We start from the raw sequence: 19526 nt of genomic DNA on the forward strand, positions 1-19526 counted from the left end.
ATGTCGATGCGCGCAAACCGTGTTGCTGAACAAATGAAAAAAGAGTTAGGCGAGATTATTGTCCGAAAACTAAAGGATCCTAATATAGGTTTTGTTACTGTGACAGATGTAGAAGTCACTGGTGATCTTCAACAAGCAACTATTTATATAACTGTGCTTGGTGGAGAAGCGAAAAGTGGTCAAACACTAAAAGCTCTAGAAAAAGCTAAAGGATTTATTCGTTCTGAAATAGGACAGCGAATTAGACTTCGGATAACGCCTGAACTGCTATTTAAGTTTGATGAATCTGCAGCATATGGAAATCGAATTGATAATTTGTTAAGACAGATTAACAACTCGTCAGAAGAATAAAAAATTAGAGGAGTCTGCTTACTACAACAAGCAGACTTCTTTGTTATATTATCATTAAACGAGGTGGAAACGTGTACGAAGGCATACTTCCTTTATGGAAAGAAAAAGGGATGACCTCCCATGATTGTGTGTTTAAACTCCGCAAAATATTAAAAATGAAAAGAATAGGACATACTGGTACGCTAGATCCGAGTGTAGAAGGCGTTTTACCCATTTGCTTAGGCCAAGCTACTAAAGTGGCTGAATATATTATGAACGAAGGAAAAACTTATATTGCAACAGTTAGTATAGGAAAGTCTACTACGACAGAAGATGCAGATGGCGAGATTGTAACTAAAGATGAAACGGAAAAACATTTTTCACGAGAGCAACTATTAGTGGTTTTAAACAAATTAACAGGTGAAATCGTTCAAACTCCACCAATGTATTCTGCGGTAAAAGTTAATGGAAAGAAATTATATGAATACGCAAGAGAAGGAAAAATAGTGGAACGTCCAAGCAGAAAAGTAACGATCTATACATTAGATTTATTGGACGAAGCTACAGAACTTTCCGGTAGAAATGTGTCGTTTTCCATTGAAATTAGCTGTAGTAAAGGTACATACATCAGAACACTTGCTGTACAAATTGGAGAATTGCTTGGTTATCCAGCGCATATGTCTTCTTTAGTTCGTACCGCTTCGGGGAGCTTCACGAAAGCTCAATGTTTAACCCTTGAGGAAGTGAATATAGCGAACGAAAGTGGTCATTTAAATGACTCTATATTCTCTATAAATTATGCATTACAAAGCTGGCCAACCGAAGAAATTACAACAGAGAACGAGAAAAGTATTGCAAATGGTCAAGTAATAATTGCTCATTCATTACTAGAAAAAAATGAAAAAATTATCTACACAAAAAATTCAATTCCAAAAGCAGTATATGTAAAACATCCAACGAAAAGTGGTATGATGAAACCTGAAAAAATGTTTTCAGCTGAAAAAGGAGATTAATATGGAAGTACATCACTTATCTTATCCACATCATTTATTCGAAAATAAGAACGACGATGCTTATTCTTTAGCAATCGGTTTTTTTGATGGCATACATAGAGGGCATCAAGCGGTCATTCAAGAAGCTTCAGTTAAAGGAAAAGAGCTTCAGATCAAAACTGCCGTAATGACTTTTGACCCTCACCCATCACTCGTGCTTGGTAATAGTAAAGAGCAAGTCTTTTATATTACACCTATGGAACAAAAAATAGATGTATTAAAAGGGCTAAATGTTGATACATTATTTGTTGTTCGTTTTACTTCCGATTTTGCTAAGTTAACACCTGTACAATTTATTGATTCTTTTATTAAAAAAGCGAATGTGAAACATGTGACTGCAGGTTTTGATTTTACATTTGGTGCATTTGGAAAAGGCACTATGAAAGAAATGGAACAGTTAGCAGGTGGAGAATACACCGTTTCAGTTGTAGATAAACAAATGATGGCAGGAGATAAAATAAGTTCAACTCGAATAAGAGCAGAACTGAAAACTGGAAATATGGAACAAGTGAAAGAACTTTTAGGCCGCCCATTTATGTTATCTGGCGTAGTTATTCACGGAGATAAAAGAGGTAGAACGATCAATTTTCCAACCGCAAATGTACAACCGATGGAAGGTCAATTTATCCCTTCGACAGGCGTTTATGCAGTGAAAATACAAGTGCAAGAACATTGGTATGAAGGTGTTTGTAATGTTGGGTATAAACCAACATTTAATAACTCAGAAGATAAAAAACTTTCCATTGAAGTGCATATAATTGATTTTGACCAATCCATATACGGTGAAGAAGTAATAGTTCACTGGTATTCCCGTATACGATCGGAGCAAAAATTTAATGGAATTGATGCTTTAAAAGAACAAATTGGAAAAGATAAACTAGTAGCTGTAAATTATTTCAAAACAAACGAATGAGTTGATTCTGGTGCTATCATATGGTATATTTTAAAAGTACAAATTGTACTAAACCTTTCCTTGGCTTTTTCGATTCTCCAACGATTGCTCAGGAGCAGGGGATATTAAGAATATTTAGGAGGAAAACAAAATGGCAATTACAAAAGAACGTAAAAACGAACTAATCGCTGAGTTCAGAACTCATGAAAGCGATACAGGATCTGCAGATATTCAAATCGCAGTTCTTACAGCAGAAATTAATTCTTTAAACGAACATTTACGTACACATAAGAAAGATCACCATTCACGTCGTGGTCTATTCAAAATGGTTGGACGTCGCCGTAACTTATTAAAATACTTACGTGAAAACGAAGTACAACGTTACCGTGAGCTAATCGCTAAACTTGGTTTACGTCGATAATATTTCATGGAATTAAGCGGGATTCGTCCCGCTTTTTCTTTTGCGTAAAAATACTTCGCATAGTTTCGGTATTTTTGATACACTACTTATGATACATATAACTTTTATATACCTTACATTAGGAATTTTTGAAGTTGAGAGGAGTCCAGACTAAATGAGTGAAAAGAAAGTATTTACGTACGAATGGGCAGGCCGCCCGTTGCAAGTAGAAATTGGGCAACTTGCAAAACAAGCGAATGGTGCAGTTCTAGTAAGATATGGTGATACTAGCGTATTATCTGTAGCGACTGCTTCGAAGCACCCGAAGAATCTAGACTTTTTCCCGTTAACAGTTAATTACGAAGAAAAATTATACGCTGTTGGTAAAATTCCAGGTGGATTCATTAAACGTGAAGGTCGTCCTTCTGAAAGAGCAATTTTAACTAGCCGTTTAATCGACCGACCGATTCGTCCTTTATTCCCTAATGGCTTCCGTAATGAGGTTCAAGTAATTTCCATCGTTATGTCTGTAGACCAAAACTGTTCATCAGAGATGGCCGCTATGTTAGGTTCTTCTTTGGCACTTAGCGTATCGGATATTCCTTTTGATGGACCGATTGCAGGAGTTCAAGTTGGTTTAATTGGGGAAGAATTCATCATTAATCCGACTGTAGAACAAATGGAACAAAGTATTTTAGATCTTACTGTAGCAGGAACTAAAGATGCAATTAACATGGTAGAAGCAGGTGCAAAAGAGGTTTCTGAAGAAGTTGTGTTAGAAGCAATTATGTTCGGGCACAGTGAAATCGTGAAGTTAATTGAATTCCAAGAAAAAGTAGTTGCTGAAATCGGGAAAGAGAAAAAAGAAATTGCTCTTTTCGAATTAGATAAAGTGCTTTTTGAAGAAGTAAAGCTTCTATGTGAAGAAAACTTGGTACAAGCTATTCAAGTGCAAGAAAAGCATGCACGTGAGGATGCAATTAGCGAAGTTAAAAATGAAGTATTAGAAAAGTATACAGAAAAAGAAGCAACAGACGAAACATTAAAACAAGTTCGTGAAATTTTAGATGCGATGGTTAAAGATGAAGTTCGTCGTTTAATCACTGAAGACAAAGTACGTCCAGATGGTCGTGGAGTAGCTGAAATCCGAGCTCTTTCTTCTGAAGTTGGTGTTTTACCTAGAACACATGGTTCCGGTTTATTTACACGTGGACAAACTCAAGCATTAAGTATTTGTACATTAGGACCACTTGGCGATGTTCAAATTATTGATGGTATTGGTCTAGAAGAATCAAAACGTTTCATGCATCATTATAATTTCCCACAATTTAGCGTTGGGGAAACAGGACCAATCCGTGCTCCAGGTCGTCGTGAAATTGGACATGGTGCATTAGGAGAACGTGCTTTAGAAGCAGTAATTCCAGATGAAAATGATTTCCCATATACTCTTCGTTTAGTTGCAGAGGTTCTAGAATCGAATGGTTCTACTTCTCAAGCAAGTATTTGTGCATCAACACTTGCAATGATGGATGCTGGGGTTCCATTAAAAGCACCTGTAGCTGGTATTGCCATGGGTCTTGTGAAAAAAGGCGAAAATTATACGATCTTAACGGATATTCAAGGGATGGAAGATCATCTTGGAGATATGGACTTTAAAGTGGCTGGTACTTCTAAAGGGATTACAGCACTTCAAATGGACATCAAAATTGATGGGTTATCTAGAACAATCTTAGAGGAAGCTCTTGAGCAAGCAAAAATTGGTCGTATGCAGATTTTAGAAAGCATGCTTGCAACTATTGGTGAACCTCGTGAGAAGTTATCTAAATATGCTCCGAAAATTGTGGTTATTAAGATTAATCCTGATAAAATCCGTGATGTGATTGGACCAGGTGGTAAACAAATTAATAAAATCATCGATGAAACTGGCGTGAAAATTGATACCGAGCAAGATGGTACCATTTATATTGCTTCAGCAGATGAAGAGATGATTGCTCGTGCAAAAGAAATTATTGAAAACATTGTTCGTGTTGCTGTAGTTGGTGAATACTATCTTGGTAAAGTGAAACGAATTGAAAAATTTGGAGCATTCGTTGAGATATTCACTGGTAAAGACGGCTTACTGCATATTTCTGAAATTCAAGAAGAACGTACGAAAAATGTAGAAGATGTCCTTAAAATTGGCGATGAACTTTTAGTTAAAGTAATTGAAATCGACAACCAAGGCCGTGTTAACTTATCTCGTAAAGTAGTTATAAAAGAAGAAAAAGAGCGTGCTGAACAAAAAGAACAATAATTACGACTACTGCAAGCGGACGCCCTGACGCTAAAAGTATGCGTACCTGGCTTCGGGAGCTGCATAGTTACTATGTAGAAAAATGTATACTTTTATAAAACTAGGTTGACCGTAGACTAGCTTCTACGGCAACCTTTTTAAATGGCTGAATAGAATAATTAGGGGTGCTAATTTGATAAAGAAAATTACTTGTAAAAATGGACTTCGTATTGTTTCAGAACCTATTTCACACGTGCGTTCAGTAGCAGTTGGTATATGGGTGCAAGCTGGTTCTAGATACGAACTTCCAGAAGAAAATGGTTTAACACATTTTATTGAACATATGCTTTTTAAAGGAACAACTACCAGGTCAGCAAAGCAGATAGCAGAAGAATTTGATCGAATTGGGGGTAATATAAACGCTTTTACTTCCAAAGAGAATACATGTTATTATGCAAAAATTTTGGATCACCATGCGGAGTATGCTGTAGAAATTCTTGCAGATATGTTTTTCAATTCTCTTTTTGATCCAAGTGAAATTGAGAAGGAAAGACAAGTGGTTTTAGAAGAAATAAATATGGTGGAAGATACACCAGACGATATTGTTCACGAATACCTATGGGAAAAGATGTATGAAAATGATCCTTTAGGGTCTTCCATATTAGGAACAGAAGATACATTAAATAGTTTTACAAAAGAAACAATCTTGTCTTATATGGAAAAACACTATACACCTGAAAATGTCGTTATTTCAGTTGCTGGCAATATTCAAGAAGGATTTATCGAATATATTGAATCGTTATTTGGGCAATTCAAAAGAGAAAAATCACCATTTGTTTCGATAGAAACCCCTGCAATTAAACCAATATATACCGAAAATTTTCGAGAAACAGAGCAAGCACATATTTGTTTAGCATATCCTGGTTTAAGTGTGAAAGCAGACAATATTTATAGTTTAGTCGTATTGAATAATATTGTAGGGGGAAGCATGTCCTCAAGGCTCTTCCAAGAAATACGAGAAGATAAAGGGCTTGCGTATTCGATTTATTCGTACCACTCTTCTTATGAAGATACTGGAGTAGTAGTAATTTATGGAGGAACATCTAGTAATCAATTAGTTGAATTAAAAACCTCTATACTAAATTCTATACGTACAATTGTAGAAAATGGGGTTACAGAAGTCGAAATTACTAATTCAAAAGAACAGCTAAAAGGTAATTTATTGTTAGGTTTAGAAAGCACAAATGCACGAATGAGTAGAAATGGTAAAAATGAGTTACTTTATGGGAAGCATCGTTCGCTAGATGAAGTTAGCGAGACAATAGATGAAGTGACGCTAGAATCGGTAGTAGAACTTGCGAAAGAAATTTTTTCGTATAAACCAGCTATTTCCATTATTATGCCCAAAAAAGTCGATCAATAAAGTTCGACTTTTTTTTGTTGTTTCATTCTAAACCAAATCTGCTTTTCTTATTCACTTTGTTTGGCTAAAAGGCATATACATAAGTAGAAATATAGTTAGGGGAGGGGAAAGGTTGTTACTTTCGGAACTTGCTGAAAAAGAGCTTATCCAAGTAAAAGATGGTGCAAGATACGGAAAACTCGCAAATACCGAGTTGCTTTTTGATCCAGCTACTGGAAAAATTGAAGGGTTTGAAGTATCTCTAAAGACAGCTTCTTTTTTTCAAGCGAATAAAGCAAACAAGAAAAAAGAATTTATTTCTTGGAAGGAAATTATTCTTATAGGGAAAGATCGTATTTTATTCAATGAAACGGATTCTTTTAATGACGATAGTGGATACTCATGATTAAAAAATGTACCATCATCGGAACAGATGATAGATTACAGTACTTACAGGAAGAATTATCCACTAGTCTCGAAGTTAAACTATTTTCAACAATGGTATGGGATGATGAATTAGTAAAAAAAATTCATCAATTTAAGCCGCAAATAGTGTTTTTTCCAATTCAAGAAATGGAAATGGAATGTCCATTAACTTTACCAAAAACATGCGAAATTCTTTTTGTTGGAAAGAAATTCAAAGAATTAGAACAGGAATATGAAACTCAGAAACGAAAAGTATTTAATTATTTAGAAGATGAACAGTGGATATGGGATAATGCAAATTTAACTGCGGAAGGCTTTATTAACTATTTTTATTTGAATGAAAAACAGTCATTGTATAATAAACAATTTATCATTACTGGGTATGGAAGAGTCGGTAAAAGACTAGCATTTGCACTACATCACCTCGGAGCGAAAGTGATTATTTCTGTACGTTCCGAAAATCAGCTATTTGAAGCAAAAAGTTATGGTTATCAAATAGAAGCGTTGGAAAATTTAATACAGGAGCAAAAAGAACAAAAAGCTTATTTAATAAATACCATACCTTTTAAATGGCTAGAAAATACAAATGCTTTGCATTTCTCGAAAGTATTCGATCTGGCTTCTAAACCGGGTTGTCTTATAAATAGTAAAGAAAAAACAGCTAATTATGTTAATCCCACTAGCTTGCCAGGGATGTATTTCCCACAAGATGCTGGCTATTTAATAGCTAGGTCGGTTCAAAATCAATTGGCTTTACTGGAGGAGGAAAAATAGTGTTAAATGGTCTTCGAATAGGTCTTGGAATAACCGCTTCTCATTGTACGTATGAGGAAGTAATTCCAATGGTAAGACAGTTTACTGATATCGGTGCAACAGTCGTTCCAATTATTACTTACTCGGTATTAACTGCAGCAACTCGTTTTGGAACGGGAGAAGAATGGATTGAAAAAATTGAAACGGCAAGTGGGAGCAAAGTCGTCTCAAAAATTGTCGAAGCTGAACCCTTTGGTCCGACGAATCCACTCGATTGCATGGTCATCGCCCCGATGACGGGAAATTCGATTAGCAAGCTTGCAAATGCGCAAACAGATTCTCCTGTTTTAATGGCTGCTAAAGCAACTTTACGAAATGGAAAGCCAGTCGTACTTGGTATCTCAACGAACGATGCGCTTGGTTTAAATGGAATGAATATTATGAAGCTCCTTTCCACCAAAAACATTTATTTTATCCCCTTTGGTCAAGACAATCCTCATAAAAAACCAAATTCATTAATAGCGGACTTTACAAAAATAATCCCAACAGTAGAACACGCCATTCAATCTCGACAATTACAGCCAATACTTATTAGCCATCCATTATAAATATTAAAGATGATGTATTTTCATGTATAATATGATACAATATCGCCAATATGTTTTGAGTTGAGAGGAGAGCTATTCATGTCAGAAGGTTATACAGTAGCAATAGTGGGAGCAACAGGCGCAGTTGGTCAAAAGATTATCCAAAAGTTGGTAGAGAGAAGTTTTCCTTTTAGAAATTTAAAACTACTAGCTTCGAAGAATTCAGCAGGTAAACAAGTAGAAGTTAATGGTTTCCTATATACAATTGAAGAGGCAACACCAGAAGCTTTTCAAGGAGTGGACATAGCTTTTTTCTCTGCTGGAGGTTCCATTTCTAAAGAATTAGCAAAAGAAGCTAGTAGCAGAGGTGCGATTGTAATTGATAATACAAGTGCTTTTCGCATGGATAAGGATGTCCCGCTTGTTGTACCAGAAGTGAACAAACATGCCTTACATGAGCAAACTGGGATAATTGCTAACCCGAATTGTTCTACTATTCAGATGGTTTGTGCATTGGAGCCAATAAAGCAGCATTACGGATTAACTAAAGTAATTGTTTCTACCTATCAAGCAGTGTCAGGTGCGGGAGTAGCAGCTATTAACGAACTTACAACGCAGAGCACAAGTATGAAAGAGAAGAATCCAAACCCTCAAATTTTACCTGTCAAAAATTCAGAAAAACATTATCCTATTGCAGGAAATGTGATTCCCCAAATTGATGTATTTGACGAAGATGGATTTACCTTTGAAGAACATAAAATGATGAATGAAACGAAGAAAATTATGTCGATGCCTGAGCTTTCTATTGCCGCAACTTGTGTACGAGTGCCGGTAGTTACTGGTCACTCAGAATCAGTTTATCTAGAAGTAGATAGAGAGAATGTATCTGTAGGTGAGTTAAAAGAATTGCTTTCTAATTCAGCAGGAATTACCGTCCAAGACAAACCGGAGCAACAACAATATCCAATGCCTTATTTTGTAGAGGACAAAGATGATGTTTTTGTTGGGCGTATTAGAAGAGACCCTTCGAACAGTAAAGGCTTCCATATGTGGATTGTTTCTGATAACTTATTAAAAGGTGCCGCATTAAACTCGATTCAAATTGCAGAAGCTTTAATTGAAGAGGGTATATTAAAAGAGGTGTAATGGTATGAATTTAGGTCAAGTTTCTACAGCAATGGTTACTCCATTTCAATCGGATGGTTATATTGATTATATTGCAACTGAAAAATTAGTTGAGCATTTAATTTCTACTGGAACAGATTCTCTAGTTGTTTGTGGAACTACTGGAGAATCTCCAACATTATCTACATCTGAAAAACTGAAATTAATCCAATTTGTTGTTGATAGAGTAAACAAAAGGATTCCTGTCATAGCAGGTACTGGCAGTAATAATACAGCTGATTCGATTGATTTATCCATAAAAGCAGAAGCACTAGGTGTAGACGCAATTATGATTGTAACGCCATATTACAATAAACCAAATCAACGAGGGATGATTGCGCATTTTGAAGCAATTGCAGATGCAACCAATTTACCGATTGTGTTGTATAATATTCCAGGCAGATCTGGAGTGAATTTAGAGGCTGAAACAATTGTCGAATTGAGTAAAAACCCCTCAATTCAAGTTGTAAAAGAAGCTAGTGGTAGTTTGGATCAAATGACGAAAATTTTGGCAAATACAGAAGAAGGTTTTTTAGTGTATAGTGGGGACGATGCTCTAACGTTACCATTATTAGCGATAGGAGGAGCTGGAATCATTTCCGTTGCTTCCCATGTTATCGGAAAAGATATACAAGAAATGATTCATGCATTTCATGATGGGAACCATGCAAAGGCAGCAAAAATTCATCAACGTATTTTACCAGTTATTAATGGGTTGTTTCAACATCCAAATCCTGTCGTGGTAAAATATGCCCTATCTAAAGTGGGGGTAGAGGTAGGTTCTCTACGTCTTCCGTTAGTTGAAATGACGGAAGAGGAAAAAATAAGTTTTGACCAAATATGGGATGAATTCTTAAAAAATAAATAAGTAAAAAAAGACTGAAGCTACTTTTCAGTCTTTTTTTAAAGAATATGTATTTAAACTTTTATGCCATGAACAAGTTGATTTAAGCTGTAGGCGGACACTTTCTAGGGGTCTCACATAAAGTTGACTCTTTACATAGAGAAATGGTTGCTTTCACCTTGCAATTAGTTGCTCTATTCCAGTTTTTAACTTTTTAGTTGGGTGTTTGGACTTCATAATATAAGTGACTCTGTGGTAAAAGAAAAAAATAGATACCATTCATTGATAAAGAACTGCTGAGAGGACGAAATTGACTCTTCGTCGGCTTTTAAAAGAATAGGTAAGTATCTAAACTCTCATTAACCAAACCGAATGCACTTAAAGGATGCTAGCGTTTTACTTATGAAGTACGTATTCTGGACGAGCAAAATACATGCTTTGTGCTTTTATTATTGTGCGAATCGTCCTCGTTCGATATAATGAAAATAAGTGGATGTTGATCGGGTTAAATATAGGAGGAAAACAATTGGTAAAAGTAAAAAATGAACTTATTCGAATCATCCCCCTCGGTGGAGTAGGGGAGATCGGAAAAGCAATGTACGTAGTAGAAATTGACGAAGAAATATTTGTAGTAGACAGTGGACTTATGTTCCCAGAAAATGAAATGCTTGGTATAGATATTGTCATACCGGATATAACTTACTTAGAAGAAAATAAAAATCGCGTAAAAGGAATATTTTTGACACATGGACACGAAGATTCCATAGGATCTATTGCTTATTTATTACAAAAAATTCAAGCCCCTGTTTATGGTTCAAAGTTAACGATTGCACTGGCTAAGACGCATTTAAAAGCGCTACCTACAAAGCAATCCGTTAAATATTTTGAGGTTACAAATAAAAGTCGGATGAATTTCCAAAGCACTTATGTGACATTCTTTCACACAACACATAGTATTCCAGATTCATTTGGCATTGTATTTCATACTTCAGAAGGTGCCATTGTGCATACGGGAGAATTTAAATTCGACCAATCTGCAAAAGGAAAATACCGTCCGGATATCGCGAAAATTGCTAGCCTAGGTGAAGAAGGCGTATTTATATTACTATCTGATTCAACGGAAGCAGAAAGACCAGGATATACAACATCAGAGGCAGTTATTGAAAACCAATTATCAGAAACATTCCACGCTGCTCGAGGTCGTATTCTTGTGTCTTTATATGCTTCTAACTTTATTCGGATTCAACAAGTATTCGATAAAGCAGCAGAAACAGGTAAAAAGGTTGCAATTGCAGGAAAAAGTTTAGAAAATATTTTTGAAATTGGATTAGATTTAGGTTACTTTACTGTTGACGAAGAAACAATTATTCCTATTAAAGAAATATCAAAGTACAACGATGATGAAATTGTTGTCATCTTATCTGGTAATCAAGGAGAACCGCTTGAAGCGTTAGAAAAAATAGTTCGCAAACACCATAAAGATATTAAAATAAAAGACACAGATACAGTATTAATCACGTTTACACCATCTCCTGGAATGGAAGTAAGTATGTTTCAAACTATGAACCAACTAGCAAAAGCTGGGGCAAAGGTATTAACTTCTAGCAAAAATGTGCATGTATCTGGACATGGTAGCCAAGAAGATTTAAAAATGATGTTAAACTTAACAAGACCAACTTATTTTATTCCAATTCAAGGCGAGTATCGCATGCTAATTGCGCACTCAAAACTAGCTCAAGACATTGGTATGACGAAATCGGAAATTTTTATTGCTGACAAGGGAGATATTGTCGAATATAAAAATGGAAAGATGAGAATGAGTGGAAGAGTACAAGCTGGTAATGTATTAATCGATGGAATTGGTGTAGGTGACGTAGGTAATATTGTACTACGTGATCGTAAGCTGCTCTCGCAAGATGGTATTTTTATCGTAGTAGTGACCCTAAATCGTGCGCAAAAGAAAATTGCATCTGGTCCAGAAATTCTTTCGAGAGGATTCGTTTACGTAAGGGAATCTGAAGCGTTGATGGATGAATCAGCTAAGCTTGTCAGAACGATTGTTGAAAAATATGTGAATAAAGAAACGTTTGAATGGACAAACATTAAACAAGAAATCCGCGATACGCTAAACTCATATTTATTCCAACAAACAAAAAGACGTCCAATGATCATCCCGATTATTATGGAATATTAATAGGAGTGAGAGGATTTCCTTCCGTAAGCGGATAGGAAATCCTTTTTATCTTTTAAAGGAAAGCAGGTGACTATTTTGGCTCAGAAGAAGAAAAAAACATTAAAACGACCAACCAAAAAAACAACCAAGCAGCCAATGCATCCATTAATGTATGAAATCGTGGGATTGATAGTAATTGGAATTGCCATAATTTCGTTTTTTGAATATGGTCTAGTTGGAAGGGGTTTGGCATATGTGGGTTATTTTTTCTTTGGTAATTGGCATATTGCTGTTCCTTTTTTCTTAATTGTTTTTGCACTTATTATTATGATTAAGCAAACGTTTCCTTCTTGGAATCATCGCCTTTTATTGGGATTTGCCTTTTTTTTAAGCAGCCTTTTGTTGTTTAGTCATTTAGCACTATTTGAACAATTATTTCAAGGTAAGGCTTTAGTGACTAATTCTGTCCTAAGAGAAAGTTATAGGATCTTAGTGGAAAGCGGAGGAATTGTAGATAGAAGAAGTTCTTTGGGTGGAGGAATCATTGGAGCGATCCTTTTTGCAGCATTCCATGTTCTATTTGACTCGGCTGGAGCTAAAATTGCTGGTTGGCTATTACTTCTAATTGGACTAGTCTTACTAACAGGAAAAGCACTCGTTCCATATTTGGTTGATCTATCACCCAAAATAAAAGACTTAATTGTAAATAGAAAGAAAAAAAAGAAACCAGCTATTTCGGAGAGAAAAGCAAGAAGAGCCAAAAAAGAAATTACGCAAGAAGAAGCGGTTACAACACATGAAGTAGAAACGATTCGTATAGAAGAAATAGTAGTAGATTCTGCTCCAATCATTTCTGCATTTACGGAACGTATTTCAAAAAGAGAAGCGCCTATTGAACCTACTTCTGAACCAGTTGAAATTACTATAGATTCAGAAGTAGTAGAGAATGAGGATTATCAACTACCGGCCATTACGCTTTTAGATGCGCCTGCACATAGCGATCAAAGTGGTGAGTTAAATGCCATTCAGGCAAATGCAAAAAAATTAGAACAAACATTTTTAAGTTTTGGTGTAAAGGCCAAAGTCACGCAAGTACATTTAGGACCCGCTGTAACAAAATATGAAGTACTACCAGATGTTGGAGTAAAGGTAAGTCGTATTGTCAGTTTGCACGATGATTTGGCATTAGCCCTTGCTGCAAGAGACATACGAATTGAAGCCCCAATTCCAGGAAAATCAGCAGTGGGTATAGAAGTACCAAACAAAGAAGTAGCTATTGTAAGTTTAAGTGAAGTCTTGGAATCAGAAGAAAATAATAAGCCGAATTTAAAACTATTAATAGGATTTGGGCGAGATGTTACTGGTCAAGCAGTATTAGCTGAACTGAACAAGATGCCCCATTTACTCGTTGCCGGTTCTACAGGAAGTGGGAAAAGTGTTTGTATTAATGGCATTATTGTTAGTATTATGATGCGTGCGAAACCTCATGAAGTAAAAATGATGATGATTGATCCAAAAATGGTGGAGTTAAACGTATACAATGGAATTCCACATCTATTAGCACCTGTCGTAACAGATCCAAGAAAAGCTTCTCAAGCATTGAAGAAAATTGTTTCTGAAATGGAAAGAAGATATGATCTATTCTCTCATACGGGCACACGAAATATGGAAGGATATAACGAACATATTGATAAATGGAATGAAGAAAACGAGGAAAAACATCCAAAACTACCCTATATAGTAGTTATTGTAGACGAACTAGCTGACTTAATGATGGTTGCCTCAAGTGATGTGGAAGATTCCATTACCAGACTTGCACAAATGGCGCGAGCGGCAGGAATTCATTTAATCATCGCCACACAAAGACCGAGTGTGGATGTAATAACAGGTATTATAAAAGCAAATATTCCTTCGAGAATTGCATTTGCTGTGTCATCTGCAATTGATTCGCGCACCATATTAGATATGGGAGGTGCTGAAAAATTACTTGGGCGAGGAGATATGTTGTTTTTACCAGCAGGAAGCTCTAAGCCAGTTCGAGTTCAAGGTGCTTATTTATCCGATGCAGAAGTGGAGAGGGTAGTAGACTTTGTAATTGAACAACAAAAAGCAAACTATCAAGAAGAGATGATTCCGGAAGAAACTTCTGATTCGGAAGAACAAATGGATCGTGACGAACTGTATGATGATGTCGTGCAATTAGTGACGGAAATGCAGACGGCGTCGGTTTCTTTATTGCAACGTCGCTTTAGAATTGGATATTCGAGAGCAGCAAGAATTATTGATCAATTGGAAATGAATGGAGTAGTGGGGCCATATGAAGGGAGTAAGCCTCGTCAAGTACTTACTTCAAAATACCCATTAGATCACGACATCCCATGACATAATAATTACAGCATAATGAAATTGTGATTAAATCTTTTTTTTTATTAGAATAAAAGTATTTATTTCAATCATTAATAATGGTATAGTATGACTGATTAGTAGGAATGTTTTACATCAGAGGTCTGATCTCTATAAAATGGTGGTGTTTTCGTTGACAATCAAAGTGGACAATCGTCATTTATATCTTCAAGTGATTGATCGTTTAAAAAAAGACATTGAAAAAGGCATTTTCAAAGAAAAGGAAAAACTTCCTTCTGAATTTGAATTAGCTAAATCACTTGGAGTAAGTCGTGCAACTTTACGAGAAGCGCTTCGTTTATTGGAAGAAGAAAATGTCATTATGAGAAGACATGGTGTTGGAACATTTGTGAATTCAAAACCCGTGTTTACTTCAGGAATTGAGCAACTCTCAAGTGTTTCATCCATGATTCGAAGTGTTGGTATGGAACCGGGTACGATTTATTTAAGTTCTTTGCAAACGCTTCCTTCAAAAGATGATTTAGAACGCTTTCAATGCAGCGAAGAACAATCTATTATTTCTATGGAACGAGTACGTACAGCAAATGGTGAACCAGTTGTATATTGTATCGATAAAGTTCCAGAACAATATTTGCCAAATGATTTTCTCGTTAGAGAAGAAGGTTCCATTTTTTCTGCTTTAGAGGAATCTGGAGACATTCGTGTATCACATGCAGTAGCTTTCATTGATCCAGTGGGATATCATGAAGTTGCTTCACCTACATTGAATTGTGAACCAGAAACTTCACTGCTAGTATTAAAACAACTTCATTACGATGAAAATGATCGAGTTGTTTTGTACTCGAAAAATTATTTTAGAGCAGATAAATTTAGCTTTCATGTTGTTCGAAAAAGGGTGTAAAATCATTTCAATTCCTGCTAATAAGAAAATTAATGGAGGTTTTCAATTTGACGAAACGTAAATTTGGATTAGGACTATCACTTGTATTAGCTGCTGGTACTATCCTTGGGGCATGTGGTTCAAAAGATGAAGGAACAACTTCTAAAGGTACAGAAAGCACTGGTACTCCTGAAGCAAAAGATTTCTCTTTAGCAATGGTAACTGACGTTGGTGGGATTGATGACAAATCATTCAACCAATTAGCTTGGGAAGGTATTGAAGCGTTTGGTAAAGAAAATGGACTTAAAAAAGGTGACGGTGGTTACGATTACCTTCAGTCATCTGGAAATGCAGATTATACAACAAACTTAAATAGCCTAGTACGTCGTAACTTTGACGTAGTGTATGGTATTGGTTTCTTGATGGAACAACCAATTGCTACAATTGCTGGACAAAAACCAGAATCTCATTTTGCTCTTATTGACTCTGTAGTAGATGCTCCAAACGTAGCATCAGTAATGTTTAAAGAGCAAGAAGGTTCATACCTAGCTGGAGTTGCAGCTGCTCTTATGTCTAAAACTAAAAAAATCGGTTTCGTTGGTGGGATGGAAATTCCAGTAATCGAACGTTTCCATGCTGGATTTGTCGAAGGTGTTAAAGCTGTAGATCCAAGTATTAAAGTAGATGTACAGTATACAGGTAAATTCGATGATGCCGCTCTTGGTAAAACAACTGCAAACCGTATGTACTCTTCTGGCGTAGATATTATTTTCCATGCTGCTGGTGGTACTGGTAATGGTGTATTCGCTGAAGCAAAAGAACGTAAAACAAAAGATGCAAATGCTGATGTATGGGTAATCGGAGTTGACTCTGACCAATATGCAGAAGGTCAAGTTGGCGATAAAAACGTAACTCTTACATCAATGCAAAAACGTGTTGATATTGCAGTTCAAGAAATTGCTAAACTTGCTATGGCAGGAAACTTCCCAGGTGGTAAAACAACTACTTACGGTATAGCTGAAGGCGGAGTTGGTCTTGCAGACTCACGCGGAGCTATTTCAGATGATGTTTTAGCTAAAGTGAAAGAATACTCTGATAAAATCGCGTCTGGTGAAATTGTTGTACCTGAAAAAGTAGAAAAATAAGTAAATTTAACATCATAAAGGCCGAGTAATTCGGTCTTTATGATATTTTAATTAATAGAAGAAAGATTTTAAATATTTTAAAGTCTTATTTGGGTTGTATGCAAAATCTAATGTTGAAGGTAGACATATTCAGTTTGAAGTAAAATATCTTGACAGCACTATCAATCAAGAAGTATTTTTATAGACTGACTGAATAAAAAAATTTAAAGTCTTTCCTGTATTAATTTTGTACTAGTATAGTAGGGAGTGAATTCATTGGATTATGTAATAGAGATGCTTGGTATTCGAAAAGAGTTTGGATCGTTTGTTGCAAATGATAACATTACCCTTCAATTAAAAAAGGGAGAAATTCATGCTCTTTTGGGAGAAAATGGTGCTGGGAAGTCCACACTCATGAATGTCCTATTTGGACTATATCAACCTGAAGCTGGGGAGATAAAAGTTAATGGAAAATCTGTTAACATTACTGATCCCAATGTAGCTAATGATCTTGGGATTGGAATGGTTCATCAGCATTTTATGCTTGTTGAAAATTTTACAGTTACTGAAAATATTATTTTAGGAAATGAACTAACAAAAAGCGGAATGCTTAATATTAAAGATGCTGCGAAGAAAATCCAGGCATTGTCCGAAATGTATGGTTTAGAAGTAGACCCATATGCAAAAATCGAAGACATATCTGTTGGTATGCAGCAACGTGTTGAAATATTAAAGACGCTTTATCGAGGAGCAGAAATATTAATTTTCGATGAACCAACAGCTTCTCTTACACCTCAAGAAATAACGGAACTAATTCAAATAATGAAACGATTGATCCAAGAAGGAAAATCGATTATTTTAATTACACATAAGCTCAAAGAAATTATGGATGTTTCCGATCGAGTGACAGTTATTCGTAAAGGTGTAGGAATTGGAACCGTTATTACAGCAGAAACAAATCCAAATGATTTAGCTTCACTAATGGTTGGTAGACAAGTTGATTTCACTACTGTGAAAGATGAAGCCCATCCAACAGAAGATTCACTAATAGTGAAAAACCTAGTCGTAACAGACTATCGTGGGGTAGAGAAAATCAAAGGGTTAAACTTAACTGTACGTAAAGGTGAAATTTTGGGGATAGCAGGGATTGATGGAAACGGTCAATCGGAATTAATTGAAGCTATTACTGGCCTACGTAAAGTGAAAAGTGGAACGATTTCCATCAATGGAAAAGACGTGACCAATAAAAAGCCTCGTACTATTACAGAAGCAGGGGTTGGTCATATTCCACAGGATCGACATAAACATGGACTAGTTCTCGATTTTTCAATTGGACATAATATCGCTTTACAAACATACTATATCCCTCCAATTTCTAAAAACGGAATTATTAATTACGGTAAAGTATCGGAACTTGCGCAAAAAATAATTACTGACTTTGATGTTCGTACGCAAGGGGAAGATACACTTGCTCGATCTCTATCAGGTGGAAATCAGCAAAAAGCAATTATTGGACGAGAAGTTATTCGGAATCCCGAATTATTAATCGCTGCTCTTCCAACTCGTGGATTGGATGTAGGAGCAATCGAATTCATTCATCAACGCTTAATCGAACAACGTGATAAAGGAAAAGCTGTACTTCTTCTATCATTCGAGTTAGATGAAGTCATGAATGTATCGGACCGTATAGCGGTTATCTATGATGGACAAATTGTTGATACTTTATTGCCAAAAGAAACAACGGAGCAAGAGCTTGGTTTGTTAATGGCTGGCCAAACTAGAAATGAAAAAGATGTAAATCAGGGGGAAAAACTGCATGTCGAATAGAGTAGTAAATATACTTGTCCCTGTTATTTCTGTTATTTTAGGACTGCTTGTAGGAGCAATCATCATGCTAGTAAGTGGCTATGACCCTATTGCAGGATATAGTGCATTATGGAATGGTATTTTTGGTGATGCATATGCGATGGGTGAAACAATACGCCAGATAACCCCTTACTTATTATCAGGATTAGCAGTAGCGTTTGCTTTCCGTACTGGATTATTCAATATAGGGGTAGAAGGGCAACTACTTGTAGGGTGGTTTGCAGCTGCGTATGTTGGAATTGCATTTGATCTTCCAATGTATATTCATTTGCCTTTTGCCATTATCGCCGCAGCCTTAGCAGGTGCATTGTGGGCATTCATTCCGGGCTTATTAAAAGCTAAGTTGCAAGTACACGAAGTTATTGTAACAATTATGATGAACTATATCGCACTTCACACAACAAATGCACTCATCCGTGTTGTCTCTCATGGTGGTGAAAATACAGGGAACATTAAACCAACTGCATCCTTAAAATCCGCATTTTTTGAAAGTATAACGGATTATTCTAGACTGCATTATGGTATTTTCATAGCACTGGCTATGGTGTTAGTCATGTGGTTTATTTTAGAAAAGACAACAACTGGTTTTGAATTGAAAGCAGTTGGATTTAACAAAAATGCTTCTCAATATGCTGGTATGAATGTTCAGAAAAATATCATTCTTTCCATGGTCATCTCAGGAGCTTTTGCAGGTCTTGCTGGAGCGATGGAAGCACTTGGTACATTCCAATATGCGAATGTTAATGGTGGTTTTACTGGTATAGGATTTGATGGTATTGCAGTAGCGCTTTTAGGTGCTAATACACCACTTGGAATTATTTTCGGTGCAACTTTATTTGGCGCGCTAAAATTTGGATCTTTGAATATGCCAAATGCAGCTGGAATACCTGTTGAAATCGTGTCGATTGTTATAGCAGTCATTATTTTCTTCGTAGCTTGTGGTTACGTAATTCGCTATTTCCTTGTAAAAATGAACAAGAAAAAGGAGGCGAAATAG

The 19526-nt window shown here is 36.0% G+C and carries 17 protein-coding genes; all 17 read left to right on the plus strand.

What is annotated here, in order from left to right:
- On the plus strand, positions 1 to 351 hold the full coding sequence (rbfA, locus tag ACEPXD_RS06705; RefSeq protein ID WP_151699514.1) for a 30S ribosome-binding factor RbfA: 351 nt from the start codon (positions 1 to 3) through the stop codon (positions 349 to 351).
- Positions 352 to 422: 71 nt separating this feature from the next.
- Positions 423 to 1343, plus strand: a complete 921-nt coding sequence (gene truB / locus ACEPXD_RS06710) for a tRNA pseudouridine(55) synthase TruB (RefSeq protein WP_391121374.1) — start codon at positions 423 to 425, stop codon at positions 1341 to 1343.
- A gap of 1 nt (position 1344) precedes the next feature.
- Positions 1345 to 2295, plus strand: a complete 951-nt coding sequence (ribF, locus tag ACEPXD_RS06715; RefSeq protein WP_391121377.1) for a riboflavin biosynthesis protein RibF — start codon at positions 1345 to 1347, stop codon at positions 2293 to 2295.
- A gap of 130 nt (positions 2296 to 2425) precedes the next feature.
- Complete coding sequence (gene rpsO / locus ACEPXD_RS06720) at positions 2426 to 2695, plus strand: 30S ribosomal protein S15 (protein ID WP_391121380.1); 270 nt, start codon at positions 2426 to 2428, stop codon at positions 2693 to 2695.
- 154 nt (positions 2696 to 2849) lie between these two features.
- Positions 2850 to 4967 (plus strand): polyribonucleotide nucleotidyltransferase, encoded by a 2118-nt coding sequence (gene pnp / locus ACEPXD_RS06725; RefSeq protein ID WP_391121383.1) that lies wholly within the window; start codon positions 2850 to 2852, stop codon positions 4965 to 4967.
- Positions 4968 to 5139: 172 nt separating this feature from the next.
- A complete protein-coding gene (locus tag ACEPXD_RS06730; protein ID WP_391121386.1) occupies positions 5140 to 6369 on the plus strand; it encodes a M16 family metallopeptidase in 1230 nt (409 codons plus the stop codon).
- Positions 6370 to 6481: 112 nt separating this feature from the next.
- On the plus strand, positions 6482 to 6754 hold the full coding sequence (locus ACEPXD_RS06735; RefSeq protein ID WP_151699520.1) for a YlmC/YmxH family sporulation protein: 273 nt from the start codon (positions 6482 to 6484) through the stop codon (positions 6752 to 6754).
- On the plus strand, positions 6751 to 7548 hold the full coding sequence (locus tag ACEPXD_RS06740; protein ID WP_391121391.1) for an NAD(P)-dependent oxidoreductase: 798 nt from the start codon (positions 6751 to 6753) through the stop codon (positions 7546 to 7548). Before ACEPXD_RS06735 ends, ACEPXD_RS06740 begins: the two co-directional genes overlap by 4 nt.
- Positions 7548 to 8135, plus strand: coding sequence for a dipicolinate synthase subunit B (locus ACEPXD_RS06745; protein WP_391121394.1), 588 nt, complete (start codon positions 7548 to 7550; stop codon positions 8133 to 8135). Before ACEPXD_RS06740 ends, ACEPXD_RS06745 begins: the two co-directional genes overlap by 1 nt.
- Before the next feature lie 78 nt (positions 8136 to 8213).
- On the plus strand, positions 8214 to 9260 hold the full coding sequence (locus tag ACEPXD_RS06750; RefSeq protein WP_391121397.1) for an aspartate-semialdehyde dehydrogenase: 1047 nt from the start codon (positions 8214 to 8216) through the stop codon (positions 9258 to 9260).
- A 4-nt stretch (positions 9261 to 9264) separates the two neighbouring features.
- Entirely contained in the window at positions 9265 to 10146 is an 882-nt protein-coding gene (gene dapA / locus ACEPXD_RS06755) for a 4-hydroxy-tetrahydrodipicolinate synthase (RefSeq protein ID WP_391121400.1), read from the plus strand.
- A 502-nt stretch (positions 10147 to 10648) separates the two neighbouring features.
- Complete coding sequence (locus tag ACEPXD_RS06760) at positions 10649 to 12316, plus strand: ribonuclease J (RefSeq protein WP_391121403.1); 1668 nt, start codon at positions 10649 to 10651, stop codon at positions 12314 to 12316.
- A 75-nt stretch (positions 12317 to 12391) separates the two neighbouring features.
- On the plus strand, positions 12392 to 14677 hold the full coding sequence (locus tag ACEPXD_RS06765) for a DNA translocase FtsK (protein WP_391121406.1): 2286 nt from the start codon (positions 12392 to 12394) through the stop codon (positions 14675 to 14677).
- A 154-nt stretch (positions 14678 to 14831) separates the two neighbouring features.
- Positions 14832 to 15560 carry a GntR family transcriptional regulator gene (locus tag ACEPXD_RS06770; protein ID WP_391121409.1) on the plus strand — a complete coding sequence of 243 codons (729 nt, stop codon included), beginning with the start codon at positions 14832 to 14834 and terminating at the stop codon, positions 15558 to 15560.
- A gap of 47 nt (positions 15561 to 15607) precedes the next feature.
- Positions 15608 to 16684 carry a BMP family lipoprotein gene (locus ACEPXD_RS06775; protein WP_391121412.1) on the plus strand — a complete coding sequence of 359 codons (1077 nt, stop codon included), beginning with the start codon at positions 15608 to 15610 and terminating at the stop codon, positions 16682 to 16684.
- Positions 16685 to 16939: 255 nt separating this feature from the next.
- Positions 16940 to 18490 carry an ABC transporter ATP-binding protein gene (locus ACEPXD_RS06780; RefSeq protein WP_391121415.1) on the plus strand — a complete coding sequence of 517 codons (1551 nt, stop codon included), beginning with the start codon at positions 16940 to 16942 and terminating at the stop codon, positions 18488 to 18490.
- Positions 18480 to 19526 carry an ABC transporter permease gene (locus ACEPXD_RS06785; RefSeq protein WP_391121417.1) on the plus strand — a complete coding sequence of 349 codons (1047 nt, stop codon included), beginning with the start codon at positions 18480 to 18482 and terminating at the stop codon, positions 19524 to 19526. Before ACEPXD_RS06780 ends, ACEPXD_RS06785 begins: the two co-directional genes overlap by 11 nt.

Source organism: Psychrobacillus sp. L3, from assembly GCF_042945595.1.
Lineage (GTDB): Bacteria > Bacillota > Bacilli > Bacillales_A > Planococcaceae > Psychrobacillus.